At 69.7% G+C, this 19572-nt stretch carries 14 protein-coding genes; 8 read left to right on the top strand and 6 right to left on the bottom strand.

The genetic code is table 11. From position 1 onward, the window contains the following. Nucleotides 1-14: 14 nt before the first annotated feature. Together ACFYR3_RS14610 and ACFYR3_RS14615 are read right to left on the bottom strand one after the other, a co-directional pair. The gene (locus ACFYR3_RS14610; RefSeq protein WP_389283116.1) at nucleotides 15-686 is read right to left on the bottom strand and encodes a hypothetical protein; all 672 of its coding nucleotides are present in this window, start codon (nucleotides 684-686) and stop codon (nucleotides 15-17) included. A 496-nt stretch (nucleotides 687-1182) separates the two neighbouring features. Continuing rightward, on the bottom strand, nucleotides 1183-1401 hold the full coding sequence (locus ACFYR3_RS14615) for a hypothetical protein (RefSeq protein ID WP_356779926.1): 219 nt from the start codon (nucleotides 1399-1401) through the stop codon (nucleotides 1183-1185). 255 nt (nucleotides 1402-1656) lie between these two features. On the opposite strand from ACFYR3_RS14615, the gene ACFYR3_RS14620 reads away from it, so the two are divergent. The 6 genes from ACFYR3_RS14620 (at nucleotide 1657) to ACFYR3_RS14645 (ending at nucleotide 9557) form a co-directional block, all read left to right on the top strand. Beyond that, entirely contained in the window at nucleotides 1657-2109 is a 453-nt protein-coding gene (locus tag ACFYR3_RS14620) for a phospholipase (RefSeq protein WP_355849286.1), read from the top strand. A gap of 239 nt (nucleotides 2110-2348) precedes the next feature. Further along, nucleotides 2349-3029 carry a lipoprotein gene (locus ACFYR3_RS14625; RefSeq protein ID WP_389283118.1) on the top strand — a complete coding sequence of 227 codons (681 nt, stop codon included), beginning with the start codon at nucleotides 2349-2351 and terminating at the stop codon, nucleotides 3027-3029. 317 nt (nucleotides 3030-3346) lie between these two features. Next, nucleotides 3347-3844, top strand: a complete 498-nt coding sequence (locus ACFYR3_RS14630; protein ID WP_389283120.1) for a three-helix bundle dimerization domain-containing protein — start codon at nucleotides 3347-3349, stop codon at nucleotides 3842-3844. 41 nt (nucleotides 3845-3885) lie between these two features. Then, nucleotides 3886-4923 carry a polyphosphate kinase 2 family protein gene (locus ACFYR3_RS14635; protein ID WP_389283122.1) on the top strand — a complete coding sequence of 346 codons (1038 nt, stop codon included), beginning with the start codon at nucleotides 3886-3888 and terminating at the stop codon, nucleotides 4921-4923. 48 nt (nucleotides 4924-4971) lie between these two features. Beyond that, nucleotides 4972-7695: a cation-translocating P-type ATPase gene (locus ACFYR3_RS14640; protein ID WP_389283124.1), complete on the top strand. Its 2724-nt coding sequence runs from the start codon at nucleotides 4972-4974 to the stop codon at nucleotides 7693-7695. Nucleotides 7696-7724: 29 nt separating this feature from the next. Next, a complete protein-coding gene (locus tag ACFYR3_RS14645) occupies nucleotides 7725-9557 on the top strand; it encodes a SulP family inorganic anion transporter (RefSeq protein ID WP_389283323.1) in 1833 nt (610 codons plus the stop codon). A 45-nt stretch (nucleotides 9558-9602) separates the two neighbouring features. Here ACFYR3_RS14645 and ACFYR3_RS14650 read toward each other — a convergent pair whose 3' ends face one another. Beyond that, nucleotides 9603-12095 (bottom strand): SpoIIE family protein phosphatase, encoded by a 2493-nt coding sequence (locus tag ACFYR3_RS14650; RefSeq protein WP_389283126.1) that lies wholly within the window; start codon nucleotides 12093-12095, stop codon nucleotides 9603-9605. Between the two features lie 255 nt (nucleotides 12096-12350). Here ACFYR3_RS14650 and ACFYR3_RS14655 point away from each other — a divergent pair, with 255 nt between their 5' ends. After that, nucleotides 12351-14417 (top strand): SpoIIE family protein phosphatase, encoded by a 2067-nt coding sequence (locus ACFYR3_RS14655; RefSeq protein WP_389283128.1) that lies wholly within the window; start codon nucleotides 12351-12353, stop codon nucleotides 14415-14417. Between the two features lie 2 nt (nucleotides 14418-14419). Here ACFYR3_RS14655 and ACFYR3_RS14660 read toward each other — a convergent pair whose 3' ends face one another. Together ACFYR3_RS14660 and ACFYR3_RS14665 are read right to left on the bottom strand one after the other, a co-directional pair. Next, nucleotides 14420-15298, bottom strand: coding sequence for a YhjD/YihY/BrkB family envelope integrity protein (locus tag ACFYR3_RS14660; RefSeq protein WP_355849236.1), 879 nt, complete (start codon nucleotides 15296-15298; stop codon nucleotides 14420-14422). Nucleotides 15299-15594: 296 nt separating this feature from the next. Then, entirely contained in the window at nucleotides 15595-17688 is a 2094-nt protein-coding gene (locus tag ACFYR3_RS14665; protein ID WP_389283130.1) for a SpoIIE family protein phosphatase, read from the bottom strand. Between the two features lie 251 nt (nucleotides 17689-17939). Here ACFYR3_RS14665 and ACFYR3_RS14670 point away from each other — a divergent pair, with 251 nt between their 5' ends. Beyond that, a complete protein-coding gene (locus ACFYR3_RS14670) occupies nucleotides 17940-18221 on the top strand; it encodes a glutaredoxin domain-containing protein (protein ID WP_389283132.1) in 282 nt (93 codons plus the stop codon). A 64-nt stretch (nucleotides 18222-18285) separates the two neighbouring features. Here the strand turns inward: ACFYR3_RS14670 and ACFYR3_RS14675 are convergent, their stop codons facing one another. Continuing rightward, nucleotides 18286-19485, bottom strand: coding sequence for a beta-1,3-glucanase family protein (locus ACFYR3_RS14675; RefSeq protein WP_389283134.1), 1200 nt, complete (start codon nucleotides 19483-19485; stop codon nucleotides 18286-18288). Between the last annotated feature and the right edge of the window lie 87 nt (nucleotides 19486-19572).

Raw genomic sequence — 19572 nt, forward strand, 5'->3', positions numbered from 1 at the left:
CTGGTGTGCCGTAATCAGTACAGCTGGGAGCTGGAAGGGGTCACAGCCCGTTGCCGGTCCGAGGTGGTGTAGGCGAAGTTGAGGACTGTACGGCGCAGGCCGGGGTGGCGGAGCGGGGTGACGCGGTGGGCGGTGGTGTCGCTGCGCAGCAGGTAGCCGTCGCCGGGCCGGTGGTGGGCCCGGCGGGCCGTGGCGGTCTGCAGGGTGTCCAGTTCGACGGTGTGGGGGACGTACTCCAGTAGTCCGCCGTGGGCGGGGTCGGCAGGTGCCTCGATGAACAGCACCAGGGCCAGGGGGTAGTCGTCGGTGTGAGCGCCGTGGGTGTCCCCCTGCTGGTGGAGGCTGTTGATGACGTGCCGTTCGAGCGGCTCCTTCACCGGGACGGCCTCAATGCCTGCGATCCGGCCGAGCAGGCCGAGCAGATGCTCGTCGCGGTACAGCCGCGGGATCAGCTCGGATTCCCGGGCGATGACGTGGCCGCCGAGTGTGGTCATGTGGCGGGGCGAGCGATCCATGCATTCCATGTCGAAGTCTCGCCGTGCGGCAAGTCTTGCCAGCCGTCGCACCTCGCTGTCGAGGACCGGCAGCACCTCGGGTGGCACCAGGGTCGGCAGGGGCAGGTAGCCGTCGGCGGCGAAGCAGTCGCGCAGGACACAGGTGTACTCGGGGAGGCACAACACGGACACGCCTTACCCGGCTCCGTCCGCAACCATGCCGTGCGGGTCACCTCGTCACCCGCACGGCATGGTTGGTTCCGGAAACGCAACTGAAGGACAACCTCGGGCGTCCCGACCAGGGTCACCGGCCGGTCCCGCCGCTCAAGAGCCTCGTGCGGCGCGCGACTACCGGATGTCCACGACCGTGTCGGCGGTGCCGTGCACCAACCAGACGGGTACCTGGGGCAGCGGACCCGCCGTCAGGCGCGTCGGCACCTCGTACAGCAGTCGGCATCACTTCGCACAAGCAGTCGGCCATGGAGCCGACCCGGGGCGGCACGCCACCAACCGACCGACCAGGCACATGAGGGCATGACGACACACACATGGACATGGGGGCAGACATGAACGCACATGAACAAGGACACAAGCGCTTGAGAACATGCGACATGCGCCGGTCCCAGTCGGCGGTCGGTTGGACGCCCCAGGGGTCGAGGGAGTCGTTGCGACGCGGCCGCGCCACGGCCTAGCAGGCCAGCATCTTCTGAATGGCCTGCCGCGTGACGCCGAGTTCCCGCGCGATGTCCGCCTGCGACACCCCCTGGTCGATGAGGCCCTGCATCAACTCACGCCGCTCGACAGCGAACTGCCGGGCCAGGCGTGCGTGGTGGATGGCCTGCGCTCGTACCTCCTTGATGCGACCGAGAGTTGGCTGATGCGCGGAGAGGTCCTTCATGTTCGCCATGTTCCCAGACTGACAACCCCTCGTTGTCGCGTCAACCCCCCGTTGTCGCTCTCGGGAGTGGCGCCCCAGACCCCAGGGAACACATCCAGCCATAGTCGACCATGGTGGTCGCAGACATGAGACGCGTCGCCCCAACTCCGCCGAGTTAATTGATTGTTGGGGTCAAAGCACTATGCAAGGAGGGTCGCGATGCCGATCATTCCTGTCATGAACCTGCAGCCCGATGGGCGGGTCGCAGCCTCATGGAGGTGTGGGATGCACCGAAGACTCGCCACCGGCCTTGCCGCCTCGGCCATGGCTCTGGCAACCATCACGGCGACCGCTACAGCCGCTAGCGCCGCCCCTGCCGACAAGCCCCAAGTCCTGTCCAGTTGGACCCAGACCAGCGCGTCGAGCTACAACACCTGGGTCGCCGCCCGCGCGAACCAGTCCGCCTGGTCAGCGTATGCGTTCGACTGGTCCACCGACTACTGTTCCTCGTCGCCGGACAACCCGTTCGGCTTCCCCTTCGCGACCTCATGCGCCCGCCACGACTTCGGCTACCGCAACTACAAGGCCGCCGGCGCCTTCGATGCCAACAAGTCGCGTCTCGACAGCGCCCTTTACGCGGACCTCGAGCGAGTCTGTGGCAATTACAGCGGCGCGACGAAGGTCTCCTGCGACAGCACCGCCTGGACCTACTACCAGGCGGTCAAGGCCTTCGGCTGACCCTCCGTCCACCCACCTGGAGCGCCAGGCAGTGACATGTGCCCTGCCCGCACCCCGGTGAGATTCGAGCCAACTGCGCTAGAGCCGAACAATGGTGACGGGACATCAGTCACCAGTCATCAGTCCGTCACGTCGGGCACTGCCTGCCCGGTCGACGGACGGAACCCTGCCACCCGCCCCGCGCCCAGCAGCCGTGCCCTCGTTTACATTGTGTCCACAGGACCAAGGGGGAGCACATCATGGTTGCAGGGACACGGGGCGGATGGCGCGGGGCGGTGTACGTGGCCTTGTTGAGCGTGGTGGCGACGGGCTGCTCGACCACCGCCGACGAGAGACCGAAGTCGGGGACAGGCGCGACGTCCACGGACCGGACTTCCGGTGCCACCGGCACCGTGGCCAAGAGCGGTGGCTCACTCGGCCCCGCGGGCTCGGCCTGCGAACTGCCGGTCGGTTTCGACACGGCCGAGAACTGGAAGCCGCAGTCCATCGACGCGGCGGCGCAGGCCCCGATCGGAGCGGACGGCTCCCGGGACGTCACGGATCCGCTGTTTCGGCAGGGACCGGTCACCCTCGCCTGCGAGATCGATGCCAAGCCCGCCGGGAACATCGGCTACCTGCGGGTCTGGACCGGAAAACCGGGCGCCGACGACGCCGGCACCGTACTCAGGGCCTTCGTGGCCGCCGAACACGGCGCGAGCAAGGCGGTCTACCGCACGTTCGACGCGGGTGGCCTGTCCGGCGCCGAGGTGGAGTACGTCTACACCAGTGAGTCCTTCCACGAGTCGAAGAAGGAGTCCGCCTTCGCCGTCACCACCGATGACGGCCCGGTCGTCGTGCACCTCGGCGGACTGGACACCGGGGAGCACACAGAGATGCTTCCCGCGTACCGACTCGCCCAGCGGACCCTGCGCACCACCTGACCTCCGCGAGCGATCAGACCTCCGCGAGCACTCCGGCGACGAGCCGCCACCCGCCCTCACAGGATCGGTCGCTACGCGGGCACGGCCCTTGCGCCGTCCCACAAGCGGCCCATTTGCAATGGCCGCGCCCGCGACAGCTCGGGCACCGGTGAGCGCGCACCGTCCGTGAGGCGGTTTCGACCGGGCGGACTCAGAATGAGTGGGACGGCCTCGTACCCGGCCGTCGAGCCGTCTCGGGGCGGTCGGATCGGGACCGGTGGCCCCACGGTCTCCGCCCCTTGAGGCTCGAATCTTGCGAGCGCGCGGGTGGTTGAGCGATGAACACGGACGAGCCGGCATCCACGGCCGACGAGGGCGGCGCACCGCGGGAAGCGAGTCGCGCTCCCGCTCCGCCCGCGGGCACGGTGCCGACGGCGGACCCAGCGGCTCACAGGGCTGTCCGCCAGGACGAGGCGGTCGCCCTACTGCGCCTGGCCGCGAGGCTGAAGACCGCGTACCCCTCGGTCGACCCGTCCGTCGTGGACGAAGTGGTCGCGACGGCCCGCGGTTCGTTCCGGCAGGCGAAGGTCAGGACGTACGTCCCGATCCTGGTCGAACGCCGGGTCCGGGCGCTGCTCGGCGCCCTGCACGATGAAGAGACCTCCCACGCTCGGACGGCCGTCGGCGACGCGACCGCCGAGCGGCCGGCACCGGCAGGGACGGCGGAGCGGCAGGCCAAAAGCCCGGGACGCCCTTCCCTGTTCAGCCGGTGGATTCCCGCCAGGCTCCGGCCCGCGCCCGCCTCCGACCTGGGCGGTGTCGGTGAACGCTCATGACCGCGCGGTGCTCCCCGTGACAGGAAGAGAGGCGGGTCGTCATGACGGATGCCAGGGCCGAACGCATCGCGAAGCTCATCGAGCCACTGCGGGTCGAGCCGGGCTCGCGGGTGGACCTGGGCGAGGACTTCGACCCCCGGTACAAGGCCGGTCTGAAGAAGAAGCGCGGTGTGGAACTGCTGCGCACGGGCGTGTCCCTGCTGGCCGAGTACCAGGAACGGCTGGCGGCCCAGGACACGTACGGCGTACTGCTCTGTCTTCAGGCGCTCGACGCCGGAGGCAAGGACGGCACGATCCGGCACGTCATGAGCGGGGTGAACCCGCAGGGCGTCAAGGTCAGCAGCTTCAAACAGCCCTCCGCCGAAGAGCTCGACCACGACTACCTGTGGCGGTACGCCACCAGGCTGCCCGCCCGTGGCGACATCGCGATCTTCAACCGTTCGCACTACGAGGAGGTGCTCGTCGTCCGGGTGCACCCGGAGGTCCTCGACCGGCAGCGGCTGCCGGCGGATGTGCGCGGGGCGGGCCTCTGGGACCGCCGCTACCGGGCCATCAACGACTGGGAGCGCTACCTGACCGACAACGGGTTCAAGGTCGTGAAGATCTTCCTGAACCTGTCCAAGGAGGAGCAGCGCACCCGTTTCATGAAACGGCTCGACCTGCCGGAGCGGAACTGGAAGTTCTCCGGCGCCGACGTCCGGGAGCGCCGGCGGTGGGACGAGTACCAGCACGCGTTCTCCGAAATGCTCTCGCACACGAGTACGCCGTGGGCGCCCTGGTACGTCGTCCCGGCGGACCGGAAGTGGTTCGCGCGCATCTCCACCGCGGCGGTGCTGGCTCACACGCTCATGGACATCGACCCCAGTTACCCCGTGGTCGGCAAGGAGGCGCGCAAGGACCTCCGGGCCGCGAGGCGGGAACTGGAGGCCGACGCTCCTGCGGGTGCGCCGGCCGATCCGTACGCGGCCGGTCATCCGGTCCCCGAAGCGGGCGACGGACAGCACGGGAGCGGCCCTAGGGCGAAGGGGCGGCACGCGTCCGGGGCGGCATCGCCGACCGGGAAGGGCAAGCGGAAGTAAGGCCTCAGGGACACGGACGGCGGAGCGAATCCAGATCGGAGAGCTGAGATGGGGATGCAGTCGAGCGGCCCAAGGGCTCCGGAGCGTGCTGCTCCGGAGCTCTGGTACGCGCGTGCTCCGCAGGACGTCGCGTCGGCATTCGGTGTCGATCCCGCGTCCGGACTCACCGCGGCCAGGGTCGCCGAACTGCTCGCCGAGAACGGGCCGAACGTGCTGCCGGAGGAGAAGCCGAAGCCCGCGTGGCGGCGGTTCGTCGATCAGTACCGCAGCTATATGCAGGTCGTCCTCCTGGTGGCAGCGGTCGTCTCGCTGGCGATCGCCGAGTGGAGCACCGCGATCCTGCTCGTCCTGCTGACCCTGCTGAACGCGGTCGTGGGACTGCGGCAGGAGGGGAAGGCCGAGAGCGCGATGAACGCGCTCAAGTCCATGCTGACGGCGACGGCGCGGGTCAGACGTGACGGAACCGAGTCGGAGATCCCGGCGGAGCAGCTGGTCGTGGGCGATGTCGTGCACATCACCGCCGGCGACCAGGTTCCGGCGGACGGGCGGATCGTCGAAGCCCACGCGTTGCAGATCGACGAGTCGGCGCTCACCGGCGAGAGCGTTCCCGCCTCGAAGGACGCCACGACACTTCCGGCCGTCCTCATGGGCCCGGGGGATCAGTCGAACATGGCGTTCATGCACACCCCGGTCACCCACGGCAGCGGTGTCGTGGTCGTCACCGGGACGGGTCAGGGCACCGAGCTCGGAAAGATCTCGGAGATGCTGTCGGCGACCGAGAGGGAGGAGGCGCCGCTCACCAAGGAGCTCGACACGCTGACGCTGTGGATCACGGCCGCCGCGGGCCTGACCATGATCGTGATGTTCGCGCTCGGGTACCGCCGCGACCAGGCGTGGGACGCCCTGTTCGTCAGCGCGGTCTCGCTGGCCATCGCCGCCATTCCCGAGGCCCTGCCCACGGTGACCCAGGCGATCCTGTCCGTCGGCAGTCTCAATCTGGCGAAGCGCAACGCGATCGTGAAGGAGCTGCCGTCCGTCGAGACCCTGGCGTTCACGTCGGCGATCAACTCGGACAAGACCGGCACCCTGACCATGAACCAGATGACGGCCGTGGAGATATTGACCCCCACGGACCGGTACACCGTCACCGGCACGGGCTACGGCCTCGACGGGAGGATCCAGCACGCCGCGGGCTCCTCCGCGGGCGTCGAGGACGCGATCCTTCCGTACCTCGTCGCGAACGACGCCAAGCTGGTGGACGGCGAGGTCGTCGGCGATCCGACGGAGGGCGCGTTCCTGGTGCTGGCCCACAAGGCGGGGCTGGACATCGACGGCACGCACGAGCGGCTGCCGCGTCTCGCCACCCTGCCCTTCGACCCGGGTTACAAGTTGATGGCGACCTTCAACTCCGCCGTCGACGCCGTGGGCCGGCCGGTGGTGCGCTGTTTCGTGAAGGGCGCGGCTCCGGCGGTGACGGCCCGCGCGGCGACCGCGCTGTCGGGCGGCGCGACCGTCCCGTGGGACGCGGAGCTCAGCCGGCGCGCCGACGAGCAGGCCGAACGCATGGGCGGTGAGGGGCGCCGGGTGATGGCGGCGGCCACCCGGGATCTGGACCCGGCCGACTTCGATCCCGGCGGAGATCTGCTCGCCTATGTCACCGGCCTGCGTATGACCAGTCTGGTCGGGATGGTCGACCCGCCCCGCGAGGAGTCCCGCGCCGCCGTGGCCAACGCCCAGGCCGCCCACATCCGGGTCCGCATGGTCACCGGGGACGACGTGACGACCGGGGCCGCCATCGCCCGGCAGCTCGGGATCCCCGGCGAGGCCGTCCTCGGCGCCGATTTCGCCGCGCTGCCGGAGCACGAACAGCTCGCCCGCATCGACGACATCGGCGTGGTGGGCCGGGTCGCGCCGGAGCACAAGGTGCTGCTGGCGGCCACGCTCAAGAAGAAGGGCGATGTCGTCGCGATGACCGGCGACGGCGTCAACGACGCTCCCGCCATCAAGTCCGCCGACATCGGTATCGCCATGGGCAGCGGTACGGACGTGGCGAAGAACGCGGCGCGGATGATCCTGTCCGACGACAACTTCGCGACGATCGTCTACGCCGTGGAACAGGGCCGCAATCTCTACGACAACCTCACCAAGTACATCCGCTTCGTGCTCCTGTTGCTGGTCACCTTCGTCCTGACGTTCCTCGGGGCGACCATCTTCAACATCGCGGCCGGTGAACCGTTCACCCCGCCGCAGGTGTTGTGGATCCACTTCGTGGTCAACGCCTCCTTCGGCTTCGCGCTCGGCTTCGACAAGGAGAGCGCGGGGCTCATGCGGCGCAGGCCGCGTCCCCGGGGCGAGTCGGTGCTGACCCGGCCCGTGATGGTGACGGTCGGCCTGAGCGGGCTGGCGATCACGCTCATCCTGCTGGGGCTGATCAAGCTGGGCGAATCCCGCTTCGACAGCGTCCACATCGGCAGTTCGATGGCGTTCACGGCGTTCGCGCTCTGTCTGATCGTGGCCGCGTTCGAGTGCCGCAGCGAGACGGAGTCGGTGCTGACGACGAGCACGTTCGACAGCAAGCAGATGAACTGGACGGCACTGGCCCAGTTCGTCCTCGCGGTCCTGGTCACCCAGATGGACGGGTTCCGTCGCATCCTCGGCACCACTCGGATCGATCTGCGGCAGTTCGGCTGGGCCCTGCTGTCCGCCGTCGCGCTCCTGGTCCTGTGGGAGGTGGGTAAGCTCCTGGCCCGCAGGGCGCAGCGCACCGATTGAGTACGAGGGCCCATGTCCGCGCCCGCCCCATGCGGTGCGGACCGACCCGAAGGACACCCGTGTCGAAGCACCCCGGCACCCCAGGCGGAGGGTGGCGTCGTGCTGTGCCGGGGGTTCCCGGTCTCGCGGTGCTCAGGGGCTACCGGCGGAGCTGGCTGCGCGGGGACCTGCTGGCCGGGGTCACGGTCGCGGCCTATCTGGTGCCGCAGGTCATGGCGTACGCCAGTGTCGCGGGGCTGCCGCCCGTCGTGGGTCTGTGGGCGATCCTGCCCGCCATCGTGCTGTACGCCATCCTGGGCTCGTCCCGGCTTCTGTCGGTGGGCCCGGAGTCGACGACGGCGCTGATGACCGCGACGGTCGTGGGGCCGCTCGCCGGCGGCGATCCGGCGCGGTACGCGGTCCTGGCCTCCGCGCTCGCCTTCGCGGTGGGTCTGATGTGTCTCGTGGCGTGGGCGGCGCGGCTGGGATTCGTGGCCGATCTGCTCTCCCGGCCCGTGCTGATCGGGTATCTGGCGGGCGTGGCGCTGATCATGATGGTGGATCAGCTCACCAAGCTCACCGGCGTCCCGACGGACGGTTCGGGGTTCTTCCCGAAGCTGGCCTCCTTCTTCGGGAACCTGGACGAGATCGATCCCATGACGGTGATCTTCAGCGCCGTGACGCTGGCCTTCCTGTATCTGGCCACGCGCTTCGGCTGGAAGATCCCGGGGCCACTGCTGGCCGTCGTCCTCGGCACGGCCGTGGTCGCGGTGTTCGACCTCCAGGACCACGGCCTCGCGGTGATCGGGGAGATTCCGGCCGGGCTGCCCCGCCCGGAACTGCCCGATCTCGGCAACCTGCCCGAACTGCTGCTGCCCGCCGTCGGTGTCCTGCTCGTGGGGTACACCGACTTCATCCTGACCGCGCGTGCCTTCACGACCGACGACGGCGGCAAGGCGCTCGACGCGAACCAGGAGCTGCTGGCCCTGGGCGCCGCGAACCTCGGCGCCGGAACACTTCAGGGGTTCCCCGTGAGCAGCAGCGCCAGCCGTACGGCACTCGCGCAGTCCACGGGCGCGCACACCCAGGCGTACGGGCTCACCGCGGGGGTTTCCGTTCTGGCGGTGCTTCTCTTCCTGAGCCCCCTGCTCACCAACACCCCGAAGGCGGTCCTCGGCGCGCTGGTCGTCTACGCGGCGATCCGGATGATCGACCTGGCCGGCTTCCGCCGGCTGGCGTCCTTCCGGGCCCGGGAACTCCTCTTGGCCCTCGGCTGCCTCGTCGGAGTCCTCGCCCTCGACATCCTGTACGGGGTGCTCGTGGCCGTGGGCCTGTCGGTCGCCGAGCTGCTGAGCAGGGTGGCGCGCCCGCACGACGCGGTGCAGGGACTGGTGCCGGGCATGGCGGGCATGCACGACGTCGACGACTTCCCCGAGGCCCGGGTGATCCCCGGTCTGCTGGTCTACCGCTACGACTCCCCGCTGTTCTTCGCCAACGCGGAGGACTTCCGGCGCAGTGCCCTTGGCGCGGTGGACGAACAGGAGATCCCGGTCCGGTGGTTCGTCCTCAACGCGGAGGCCAACGTGGAGGTGGACATCACCGCGCTGGACTCGCTGGACGAGCTGCGGCAGGAACTCGGGCGGCGCGATATCGAGTTCGCGATGGCCCGGGTCAAGCAGGATCTGCGTGACGACCTGGACGCCTACGGGCTGAGCGCGTCCGTCGGCGAGGACCGGATCTTCCCCACGCTGCCCACGGCGGTCGCCGCGTACCGTTCCTGGTGCGCAAGCCACGGCGTCGATCCCGGCGCGTACGGCGTCGATCCCGGCGACCAGGACGGCAGTTCCGGCCGGGCGGACCGGCCCGAGGCCGGCCTCGGCTGAGAGAGGCGCGCCCCGCCCTGAGCCGGCCGCGGAGGTCCGGCGTACTCACGGAATCTCCTGTTCGGCCCAGATGACCTTTCCCTCCGCCGAGTGGCGGGCGCCCCAGCGATGGGTGAGTTGGGCCACCAGAAAGAGACCGCGGCCGCCTTCGTCCATGCTCCGGGCGTGTCTGAGCCGTGGGGCGGTGCTGCTGGCGTCGGAGACCTCGCAGGTCAGCCGGGTGTCGCAGAGCAACCGCAGCCGAATGGGCGGTTCGGCGTAGCGGATCGCGTTGGTGACCAGTTCGCTCACGATGAGTTCCGTCGTCATGGTGAGTTCGCCGAGGCCCCAGGATTCGACGAGGCGGGTGGCACGGGCCCGCATGTCGGAGACGGCGGCCGGGTCCACCGGCACCTCCCACGAGACGACACGGTCCTCTCCCAGGGTGTGGGTGCGCGCCAGGAGCAGGGCGATGTCATCGGGCTGGGGCACGGGCACGAGCTGCCGTACGACGTCCGAGCACAGTGTTTCGAGGTCGGGGTCCGACCGGGCGAGCAGTTCCCCGAGGCGTGCCATGCCGAGTTCCATGTCGTAGTGCCCGCCCTCGACGAGGCCGTCGGTGTAGAGACCGATCAGGCTGTTCTCGGCGAGTTCGAGTTCATGGCTCTCGAACGCCATCCCGCCGAGCCCGAGCGGAGGGCCGGCGGGCAGCTCCGGAAAGGTGACCTGCCCGTCGGGGGCGACGACGACGGGGGGCGGATGTCCGGCCCGGGCCATCGTGCAGCGCCTGGTGACGGGATCGTAGACGGCGTACAGACAGGTCGCTCCGAGAAAGGACGCGGTCGTGCTCCGGTCGGCCTCCTGCTCCGTCGGGGTCCGGTCGGCCTCCCGCTCGTGGGTCCGCTCCTCGCTCAGCCGGAGCACGAGGTCGTCGAGGTGCGCCAGCAGTTCGTCGGGAGGCAACTCCATGTCGGCGAGGGTCTGCACCGCGGTGCGCAGCCGGCCCATGGTGGCCGCGGCGGTGATCCCGTGGCCGACCACGTCGCCGACGACCAGGCCGACGCGGGCACCGGACAGCGGGATGACGTCGAACCAGTCGCCGCCGACCCCGCCGCTCGGGTCCGCCGGCAGATAGGAGGAGGCGATCTCCAGCGCTGTCCCGCCGGTCAGGGCGTGGGGCAGCAGACTGCGCTGAAGGGTGACCGCCGCGGTGTGTTCTCGGGTGTAGCGGCGGGCGTTGTCGACGCACAGCGCCGCGCGTGCCACCACCTCGCGTGCCAGCAGGACGTCGTCGGGCTGGAACGAGACCGGATTGATGGATCGTACGAACGTGGTGAGGCCGAGGGAGGTGTTGCGTGCCCGCATCGGTACGGAGATGAGGGAGTGCAGCCCGTACTGGCGGATGCTTTCCGCTCTCGCGGGCTCTTCGGCGATCCACAGGTCGTCGTTCGGGTCGAGTACCTGGATCAGGACCGGCTCGCCGTTGGTGAGCAGGTGCACGTCGTGGGGCGGCGGGAGGAAGTCCGCCCGGTCCCCGATCCGGGCCACGGCCTCCGGGCAGCCCTCCCGCACCGAGCTCATGCCGGCGCGCCGCATCATCGGCTTTGCGGGTGCCGGTCCCGCGTCCGACAGCCAGGCTCCGTGTCCCTCGGCGCTGAGGACGGATTCCAGGAGGTCGACGACGACGAAGTCCGCGAAGCGCGGAACGGCGAAGTCCGCGAGCTCCTGTGCCGTCCGCATGACGTCGAGCGTTCTGCCGATGGTGGTCCCGGCTTCGTTGACCAGCGACAGGAGCTGCCGGGCGTTCCACCGCTCGGTGACGTCCAGGACCATGTAACACACACCGGTGTACGAGTTGTCGACGCCCAGCAACGGGAAGAACGAGGTGGAATAGGCGTGCCGGCGATGCGGGTCGGCCCAGCTCCATCCCAGGTACTCGTAGTCGATCACCGGCTCACCGGTCGCCAGGACCTTGTGCATCAGTCCCTCGATGGTCTCCGCCTGCAGCCCGGGCAACAGTTCGGTCAGGCGACGCCCGAGCCGCTGCTCACGGGGCACGCCGCCGAGGTGTTCCAGGGTGTCGTTCATCCAGACGTAGCGCAGTTGCAGGTCGAGCACCGCCATGCCGACCGGCGAGCGGGTCAGGAATCCGTCGAGGAAGGCCGGGCCCACCGTCCACTGCCGTCTCCGGTCCCGTGCCGAGATCAGGAAGCACTCGCTCTCGCCCATGCGGAAGGACGCGGACACCCGCAGGTCCACGTCGATGCGGCGGCCGTCGCGGTGCCGTACGGGGATGAGGCCGCTCCAGCCCATTCCGGCGCGGCACCGGTCCGCAACACCCTTCACCCGCAACGGGTCCCTGGGCAGCGCGAGCAGATGCCCGGCCGAGGTGCCGACCGTCTCGGCCGCCGGGTAGCCGAGGAGCGATTCGGCACCCCGGGTCCAGCCCAGCACCACTCCGTCGCCGGACACCACCGCCGCCGCGTCGGTGGACGCGTCGAAGGGATCGCCCGGTCCGTCGGACGCGGGCGCATCGGAACCTTCCTGCGCAGAAACCATGAAGCTCTCATCCTTTACCCACGACCATGTTCCTGCTTGTCCGCCCGATGTGCACGGCCCGGCGGATGATCACCGGACCCGGGCAGCGCCGCACCGCACCCGCTCTCTGGCCCTGAACATGCCAACGCGCCGCTCTGGAGTGGGCAAGGCCGAGGGCAGGGCGCAGCATGGAAGGGCCGGGGTCGGCACACGGGTGCGCGGCGACGGCGACGGAGCCCGGCACACCGCGCCGCGGCCGGTGGAGGAGGGCCAGGGATGACAGCCGATTCCTCGCAGTCCGACAGTGCAGGCTACGAGCCCGACACTTCCCGGCCGAGCGGCCTGCTGGATGTGCTCAGCGTGGCCGCGATGGTCCTCGACGCCGAGGGACGCATCGTCTTCTGGACCCCTCAGGCCGAGGACCTCATCGGCTACTCGGCGGAAGAGGCTCTCGGCAAGTACGCGGCGCGTCTGATCATCCATCCAGAGCACATGCAGTCCGTCACCGAGCTGTTCGCCGACGTGCTCGAGACGGGGCGCAGTTGGGCCGGTGCCTTCCCCATCCGGCACAAGGACGGCAGCACCCGGCTGATGGAGTTCCGCAACATGCGGCTCCTGGACGATCGCGGGGAGGTCTACGCCCTCGGTATCGCGGCCGACCACACCATGCTCCAGCGGGTGGAGACCGATCTCGCCCTGTGCGAACAGCTGATCAATCAGTCTCCGATCGGTCTGGCACTGATGGACCCCGATCTGCGCTATCTCATGGTCAACCCGGCGCTGGAGCGGATCGACGGCATCCCGGCCGAGGACCACGTCGGCCGTCACCTGCGGGAGACGCTGCCCTTTCCCGACGTGGACACCGTCGAGTCCGCACTGCGTCAGGTGCTCACCACGGGCACACCGCTGCTCGACCAGTACCACGTGGGCCGCCCGCCGACCGATCCCGACCACGAACATGCCTGGTCGCTGTCCTTCTACCGGCTGGAGGACGCGGGCGGACGGGTTCTGGGCGCGGCCGCCTCGGTCGTCGACGTCACCGAACGCCATCGCGCCGCCGCCGAGGCGGACCGGGCGCGGCGTCGCCTCGCGCTCATCGCCAGCGCCTCCACCCGTGTCGGCACCACCCTGGAGGTGGAACAGACCGCCCGCGAACTGGCCGAGATCGCCGCCCCCGAACTGGCCGACGTGGTCGCGGTGGACGTCCTCGACTCCGTTCTGGCCTGCCGCCGCAAGCGCAGGCCGGACAGCGGCCCGGAGTTCTTCCGCGCTCTCGCGCTGAAGGCGTCCTACCCCACCGTGGCGCTGCGCGCCGCCGACCCGCCCGGTGACGTGGCCGCTTACGACGGCGACCGACTCGTGACCCTGTGCGTCCACACCGGCAGGCCCGTCCTGGTGCGGCACGTCGGCGAGCACGATCTGCCGCGCATCGCCCGCGACGCCGAGGGCACGGCCCTCCTGGCACAAGCCGGTGTCCACTCGTATCTCGCCGTTCCACTGATCGCGCACGGTGAGGTGCTCGGGGCCCTCGACCTCAAGCGCACCCGCAACCCGCTCCCGTTCGACGACGACGATGTCGTCCTGGCCAGCGAGCTGGCCACCCGGGCCGCCGTGGCGATCGACAACGCCCGGTGGTTCCAGAGCGTGCGCAACACCGCCGTCACTCTCCAGCGCAGTCTGCTGCCGGAGCATCCGCCCCATCTCACCGGTCTGGAGGTCGCGTCCCGCTATCAGCCCGCCCAGGCCACCAGCGAGGTCGGCGGCGACTGGTACGACGTGATTCCGCTGGCCGACGACCGGACCGCCCTGGTCGTCGGCGACGTCATGGGCAACGGCATCGACGCGGCCGCCACCATGGGCCGGCTGCGTACGGCCACCTGCGCCTACGCCGACCTCGACCTCGACCCCGGAGATGTGCTCCACCACCTCGACAAGATCACGTGCGACCTGGAGCATTACATCGTCACGTGTCTCTACGCCGTGTACGACCCCCGCACCGGGCAGTGCCGCATCGCGAACGCCGGGCACATGCCGCCCGCGCTGGCCCGTCCCGGCGCCGCCCCCGAACTGCTGGACCTGCCGTCGGGCGCGCCCCTGGGCGTCGGCGGCATCCCCTTCGAGACCATCACGATCGAGCTCAACCCGGGCGACCTGCTCGTCCTCTACACGGACGGCCTCGTCGAGACCCGGCTGCATCCCATCGACGACCGCCTGAACGTTCTCCTCAGCTTCCTCGACGAACCGGGCCGGGCACTGGAGGAGATCTGCGATCTTCTGCTGTACGGCCTGCGCAACTCCGACGACCACGACGACGTCGCCCTCCTCGTCGCCCGCGCGAAGTAGCCCTACGGCTTCTTCGCGTCCTTGGAGCGTCGGTGGGAGGAGACCTGTTCGCGTGTGGTGCGCCAGCGCGACCGGGTCTGTTCGACCACGCTGTCCCACTGGCGGCGGACCTCGTCGTCGGAGGGGCGGTCGCCGCCGCGGATCCGGGTGAGTTCGTCGCGCATCTCGCGTCCGAGGGCCGCCGACGCGACGATGACGAACATCGCGGCGAAGAGCGCCGAGATCATCGCGAAGACGGCACCGACCGCTCCGTAGCGTGATGCGTAGGAGTTGAAGAGCCGCGGGAGGTAGACGGCCGCGCCCACCGAGTAGAGCGCGGTCAGGACGGCCGCCGTGATACCGAAGGGCAGCAGGTCGCGCCAGGGGATCCGCTTCGCGGACAGGTCCCAGCCGCTCCAGACGAGGAAGGCGGCAGTCACCGGAACCTCGCACACCGAAGCCACCAGCCCGAACTTGCTCCCCCCGAGGACCGCGTGGAGCCACCCGGTGACCGCCGCATAGCCGCCGAGCCCGAGGATCCACCACAGGCCGTTCTTCGTGTTGCGGACGCTGAGCGGGGTCAGTTCCCATGTCTGTTCGAACAGTCGCTGCGTGGCGCGTGCGAAGCTCAGCACGGAGATGACCAGGAACACGCTTCCGAAGACACCCACGCTCGCGCTGGTGCCCTCGGCGGGGGCGAGGAGTGACCTGACCGCCTGGGCGCCCTGTCCGGTGAGGCCGTAGCGCTGGATGATCCGCTCGGCGGCGTCATAGTCCGAGAAGCTGCTCAGCACGGCACCGCAGAGAATCGTGAGCGGGATGATCGCGGTGAGCGCGCTGGATGCCAGAGCCATCGAGCGGTCGAAGCCCACGATCTTCTGGAACCGGTTGATGACCCGCAAGGCAAAGGCGGGACGCAGCCAGAACGTCAGCGTCCTGACGAGGCGCTCGCGATTGATCCCCGCCGTCCTGTCCTCCGTACATTCGGGCCCGGTATGGCGGTGCGAGCGTAACGGACGGCCGTCCGGGCAGGGACGGACGACACGGCCGGACGGCGGCGGCCGGGCGGACGACGCGCGTCAGGTCACCCGGTCGGCCGTCACAGCCGGTCCCGACCGGGACCGGCTCCCTCCCTCACGAGGGCGCCCTGCTCCGCGTCCCCGAGGCACTCACTCGCCGGCCGAAGGGCCTCGCGCTCTCATCCGTTCTCGGACAGGGCGATTTCCGCCCAGATCGTCTTTCCGCGGGCCTCGGGGCGGGTTCCCCAGCGGTGGCTGACCTGCCAGGTGAGGTAGAGGCCCCGGCCGCCCTCGTCGACCTCTTCCGCGTGCCTCAGATGCGGCGCGGTACTGCTGTCGTCGGTCACCTCGCAGACGATGGCGGAGCCGTCGAGGATGAGGCGTAGTCCGATGGGACCGTCCGAGTAACGCACCGCGTTCGTGACGAGTTCGCTGACCACCAGAGTGGCGGTGAAGGCGTGCTGTTGCAGGCCCCAGGCCGCCAGAGCGCGCTCGGTGCGGGCGCGTGCCTCGGCAACGGAGGCGGGGTGGTTGGGCAGCGTCCACGATGCGACCTGATCCGCTCCCAGGGCGCGGGTACGGGCCAGCAGCAGCACGGCGTCGTTCTCCACCTGCTCCGGCGTCAGCCGGTAGAGCACCTCGTCACAGATCTTCTGCAGGGGCCGGTCGGCCGGCAGCAACGCACCGCCGATCCGGACCAGCTGTTCCTGCGGGTCGTCCGAGACAGCCCGCAACATGGCGGTGTTGGACATCAGAAGAATGCTGCCCTCGGGGAGCTCGAACTCGGCCGTGCCGTACTTCACCAGACCACGGCCCAGCGGCGGCCCGGCCGGCACCACGGCGTATTCGACGGTCCCGTCGGGCAGGGCCAGCACCGGAGGCGGATGCCCGGCACTCGCGACCGCGCAACGCCGGGTGATGGGACTGTAGACAAGGTAGAGACACGTGGTGTGCTCGGGCTGATCCTCAGCCTCGGTGTCCGGCTGCCGCGGCCGTTCTCCGCGGAGACGGGTCACCAGGGCGTGCAGCCGCTCCAGGACCTCGTCGGGTGCCAGGTCGAGGACGGCCAGCGCGCTGATCGCGGCCCTCACCTCGCCCATGGTGGCGGCGGCCCTCAGGCCCCTGCCCGCCGTGTCGCCCGTCACCAGGGCCACCCGCGCCCCGGAGAGGGGGATGACGTCGAACCAGTCCCCGCCGGCGCCGAGCGGGCAGTAGCTGTAGGCCGTGTCCACCGCGGCGTGGCCGAGGACCCGGGCCGGTCGCAGACTGAGCTGGAGGACGCGGGCTGCCGATCGCTCCCTCGTGTACAGCCGGGCGTTGTCCAGACACAGAGCCACGCGATCGGCGAGTTCGGCGGCAAGGGCGAGCTCGCCGTCGTCGAAGGCGTGCGCGGTGCCTGCCCGGTAGCAGTGCGCCACCCCGAGCACGGAGCCGCGGGCCGCCAGGGGCAGCACGAGCACCGACTGCGCCCCCGCCTCGATCATGCGGCGCCCCCGCACCGGTTCCCGCCCCAGCCAGTCCGCGTCCGGACTCAAGTGCTCGATCATGCGTGGCTGGAGGTCGGACAGACACTGGGCGAAGGGGGTCGCCGAGGACAGGCCGATCGCCTCGCCGATGGAGGGAAGGTACCGTTCGGCCTCCGGAGCGACGGAACGACGGCCCGTACACCGCAGAGCCCCGTACTCCATGACGGTGCCCGGTGCTGAGACCTCGCCGCGCAGGACCGAGTCCAGTACCTCGACCACCACCGTGTCCGCCAGCGCGGGCACCACCTCATCGGCGAATTCCTGAGCCGTACGGAAGATGTCCAGCGTCGTACCGATGCGCCCGCTCGCCCGCTCCAGCAGGGCCAGCCGCGCCGCCACCCGTTTCCGCTCGGTGATGTCCACGACCGCCGTGGCCAGCCCCAGAACGCCGCCGGTCGCGTCCTCCAGCCGGAAGCACGAGACCGACAGGACGATCTCGGGCTGGTCGGGCCTCAGATGGCCGCGCACCTCCACGTCCAGAGCCGGCACTCCTGTGTCCAGCACCTCCAGCACGGTCGCCTCATAGTTTCCCGTGTAGAAGTCGCCGGCCCACTCCCTCGGGTGGCGGCCCAGGGCCTGATCCAGAGCGAACGCCCGGACGTAGCGGGCCGCCGTGTTGAAGCGCACCAGGTGAAGCTGTGTGTCGAGGACATGCAGGCCCACGGTCGACTCGGAGAAGAGTGCGCCGAGAACGGCCTGGTCCAGCTCCGACCCCGGTCGGCCATGTCCGCCCAGCGATGCATCCATGACACTTCCGTAGACCGTTGACCGCCCATACATTCCGAATTGTCAGAGTTCCACCATATTCGCTCTTCAGTGGCGCGCGACCGGAGCACGGGCGCGTCGACCATCCGCCGCCGGAACGAACGGATGTGCCGCCCCCCCAGCGGGATTCTCCTTCCACCGGCCGGGACCCCGCCCGGATCGGGACACTCTGGGCACCGCCCTCTTGCTCGTCTACGCTGCCCGAAGCACCGTGACGATCAAGGGGGAGATCCGTGACCGGGAACGACGAGGGCGTGGTCGTCTACTGGCGGCCGATGTGCCCCTACTGCATGAAACTGCGCCTGCGGCTGCGCTTCAGCCGGTTGCGGTACACCGAGAAGAACATCTGGGCGGACCCCGAGGCAGCGGCCTTCGTCCGCTCGGTCGCGGACGGGAACGAGACCGTCCCGACCGTGACGGTCGCTGGCACCTCGATGGTGAACCCGTCGAAGGGGCAGGTCATGTCGGCGGTGGCGACGCACGCGCCGCACTTGCTCGCCAGAGGCAGGCCCTGACTCTCTCCCCCGCGCCCGCCGACCGGTTCCGTGCCCTGCCCGCGGGGGGCAGGGCACCTGGACCCTAGAAAGGCGTCAAGGTCAGGCGGATCGCCGTGGGGGCGGTGTCCTGGATGTAGGACGCGAAGTCGGCGACGTCGTCGAAGGCGAAGCCATAGGCCCTGCCGTCCTCGGTGGCCGCGTGAACGGCCTTGGAGTAGTGGTTGGTGAGGTCGGTCCGGTAGAAGTCGGCCGCGGAGGTGGTCGGTTGGGCCGGATTGCTGAGCAGGGTGGAGCGGTTGAAGCCCGCGCCGAGAACCGCGGCCACCGGCCCGGTCGTGCCGTCGTTGGGCGCGGCGAGGTTGCCGTCGCAGAAGAGGACGTCACGGGTGGAGGGCTTGGCGAACGAGACGGAGGCGGGTCCGTCGAAGGTGAACCTGTCCGCACGCACCCGGCCGGTGAACGTGCCCGCGTTGGTGGTGACGGTCAGGTCCTTGCCGGTGTACGTGCTCCACACCTCGTCGATGTACGGGGCGAAGTAGTCCTTGGCGAACAGGCCGGAGTCGAGGCCGTGGCCAGGGGCGATGATGCGGACGTCGTCCACCACCAGGGGCGCGAAGTCCGCGTTCTGCTTCACCGCGGCGAAGGCCGCCGCCCGCCCGCCGTCGCGAACGGTGCCGGTCGTCTGCTCCTTGTCCCCGTTCAGCCGGATACTCACGGGCACGCTGAACATGTCGACCATGGTCGTGTTGCAGAACATGCCCGCCGAGTTGTACGTGAACTCGGCGCAGTCGTGCAGCACCCCGAAGCTGGGGTCCGAGGTCACCCAGCCGGCCGGGTACTGGAGGGCCGCGTTGCCGTTCCCGTCCTTGACCGCCTTGAACTTCAGCTTCGCGCCCAGTGACACATAGATGCGGCCGGACATGTACGGGAGGCTGAGCCGCGTCTCTCCGCTCCCGGCCAGCGTGAGCGCGTAGTCGGTGAATCCGTCCGCGCCGTTGTCCGAGAGGGAGATCGGCGCCAGGGTGCCGTCCTGGGTGACGCGGACCTGCTGGCCGTCCTGGTTGCCGACGACGTACATGTACACCGACGCGTTACCGAACGAACCGCTGTTGTTGACGATCGTCAGCTGGAGCGAGCCCGCGGCCGCCTTCGTGGAGGCGTCCGTCGTTCCGGCCATGGCGTACGGCGCGATCGCCTCGACGGCGGGTGCGGCCACGGCCGCGCCGCCGAGGGCGAACAGCACCTTGCGACGGGTCAGGTTGCGCTGATGACGAGGCGTCATATGACGTGTACTCCTTGGTGCTTGTGCTTGGGGAGGCGGTGGGGGGAGGACGGACGAAGGGTGTCGGGAGGGCCGACCGAGGCGATG

The organism is Streptomyces sp. NPDC005784, from assembly GCF_042871525.1.
Taxonomy (GTDB): domain Bacteria; phylum Actinomycetota; class Actinomycetes; order Streptomycetales; family Streptomycetaceae; genus Streptomyces.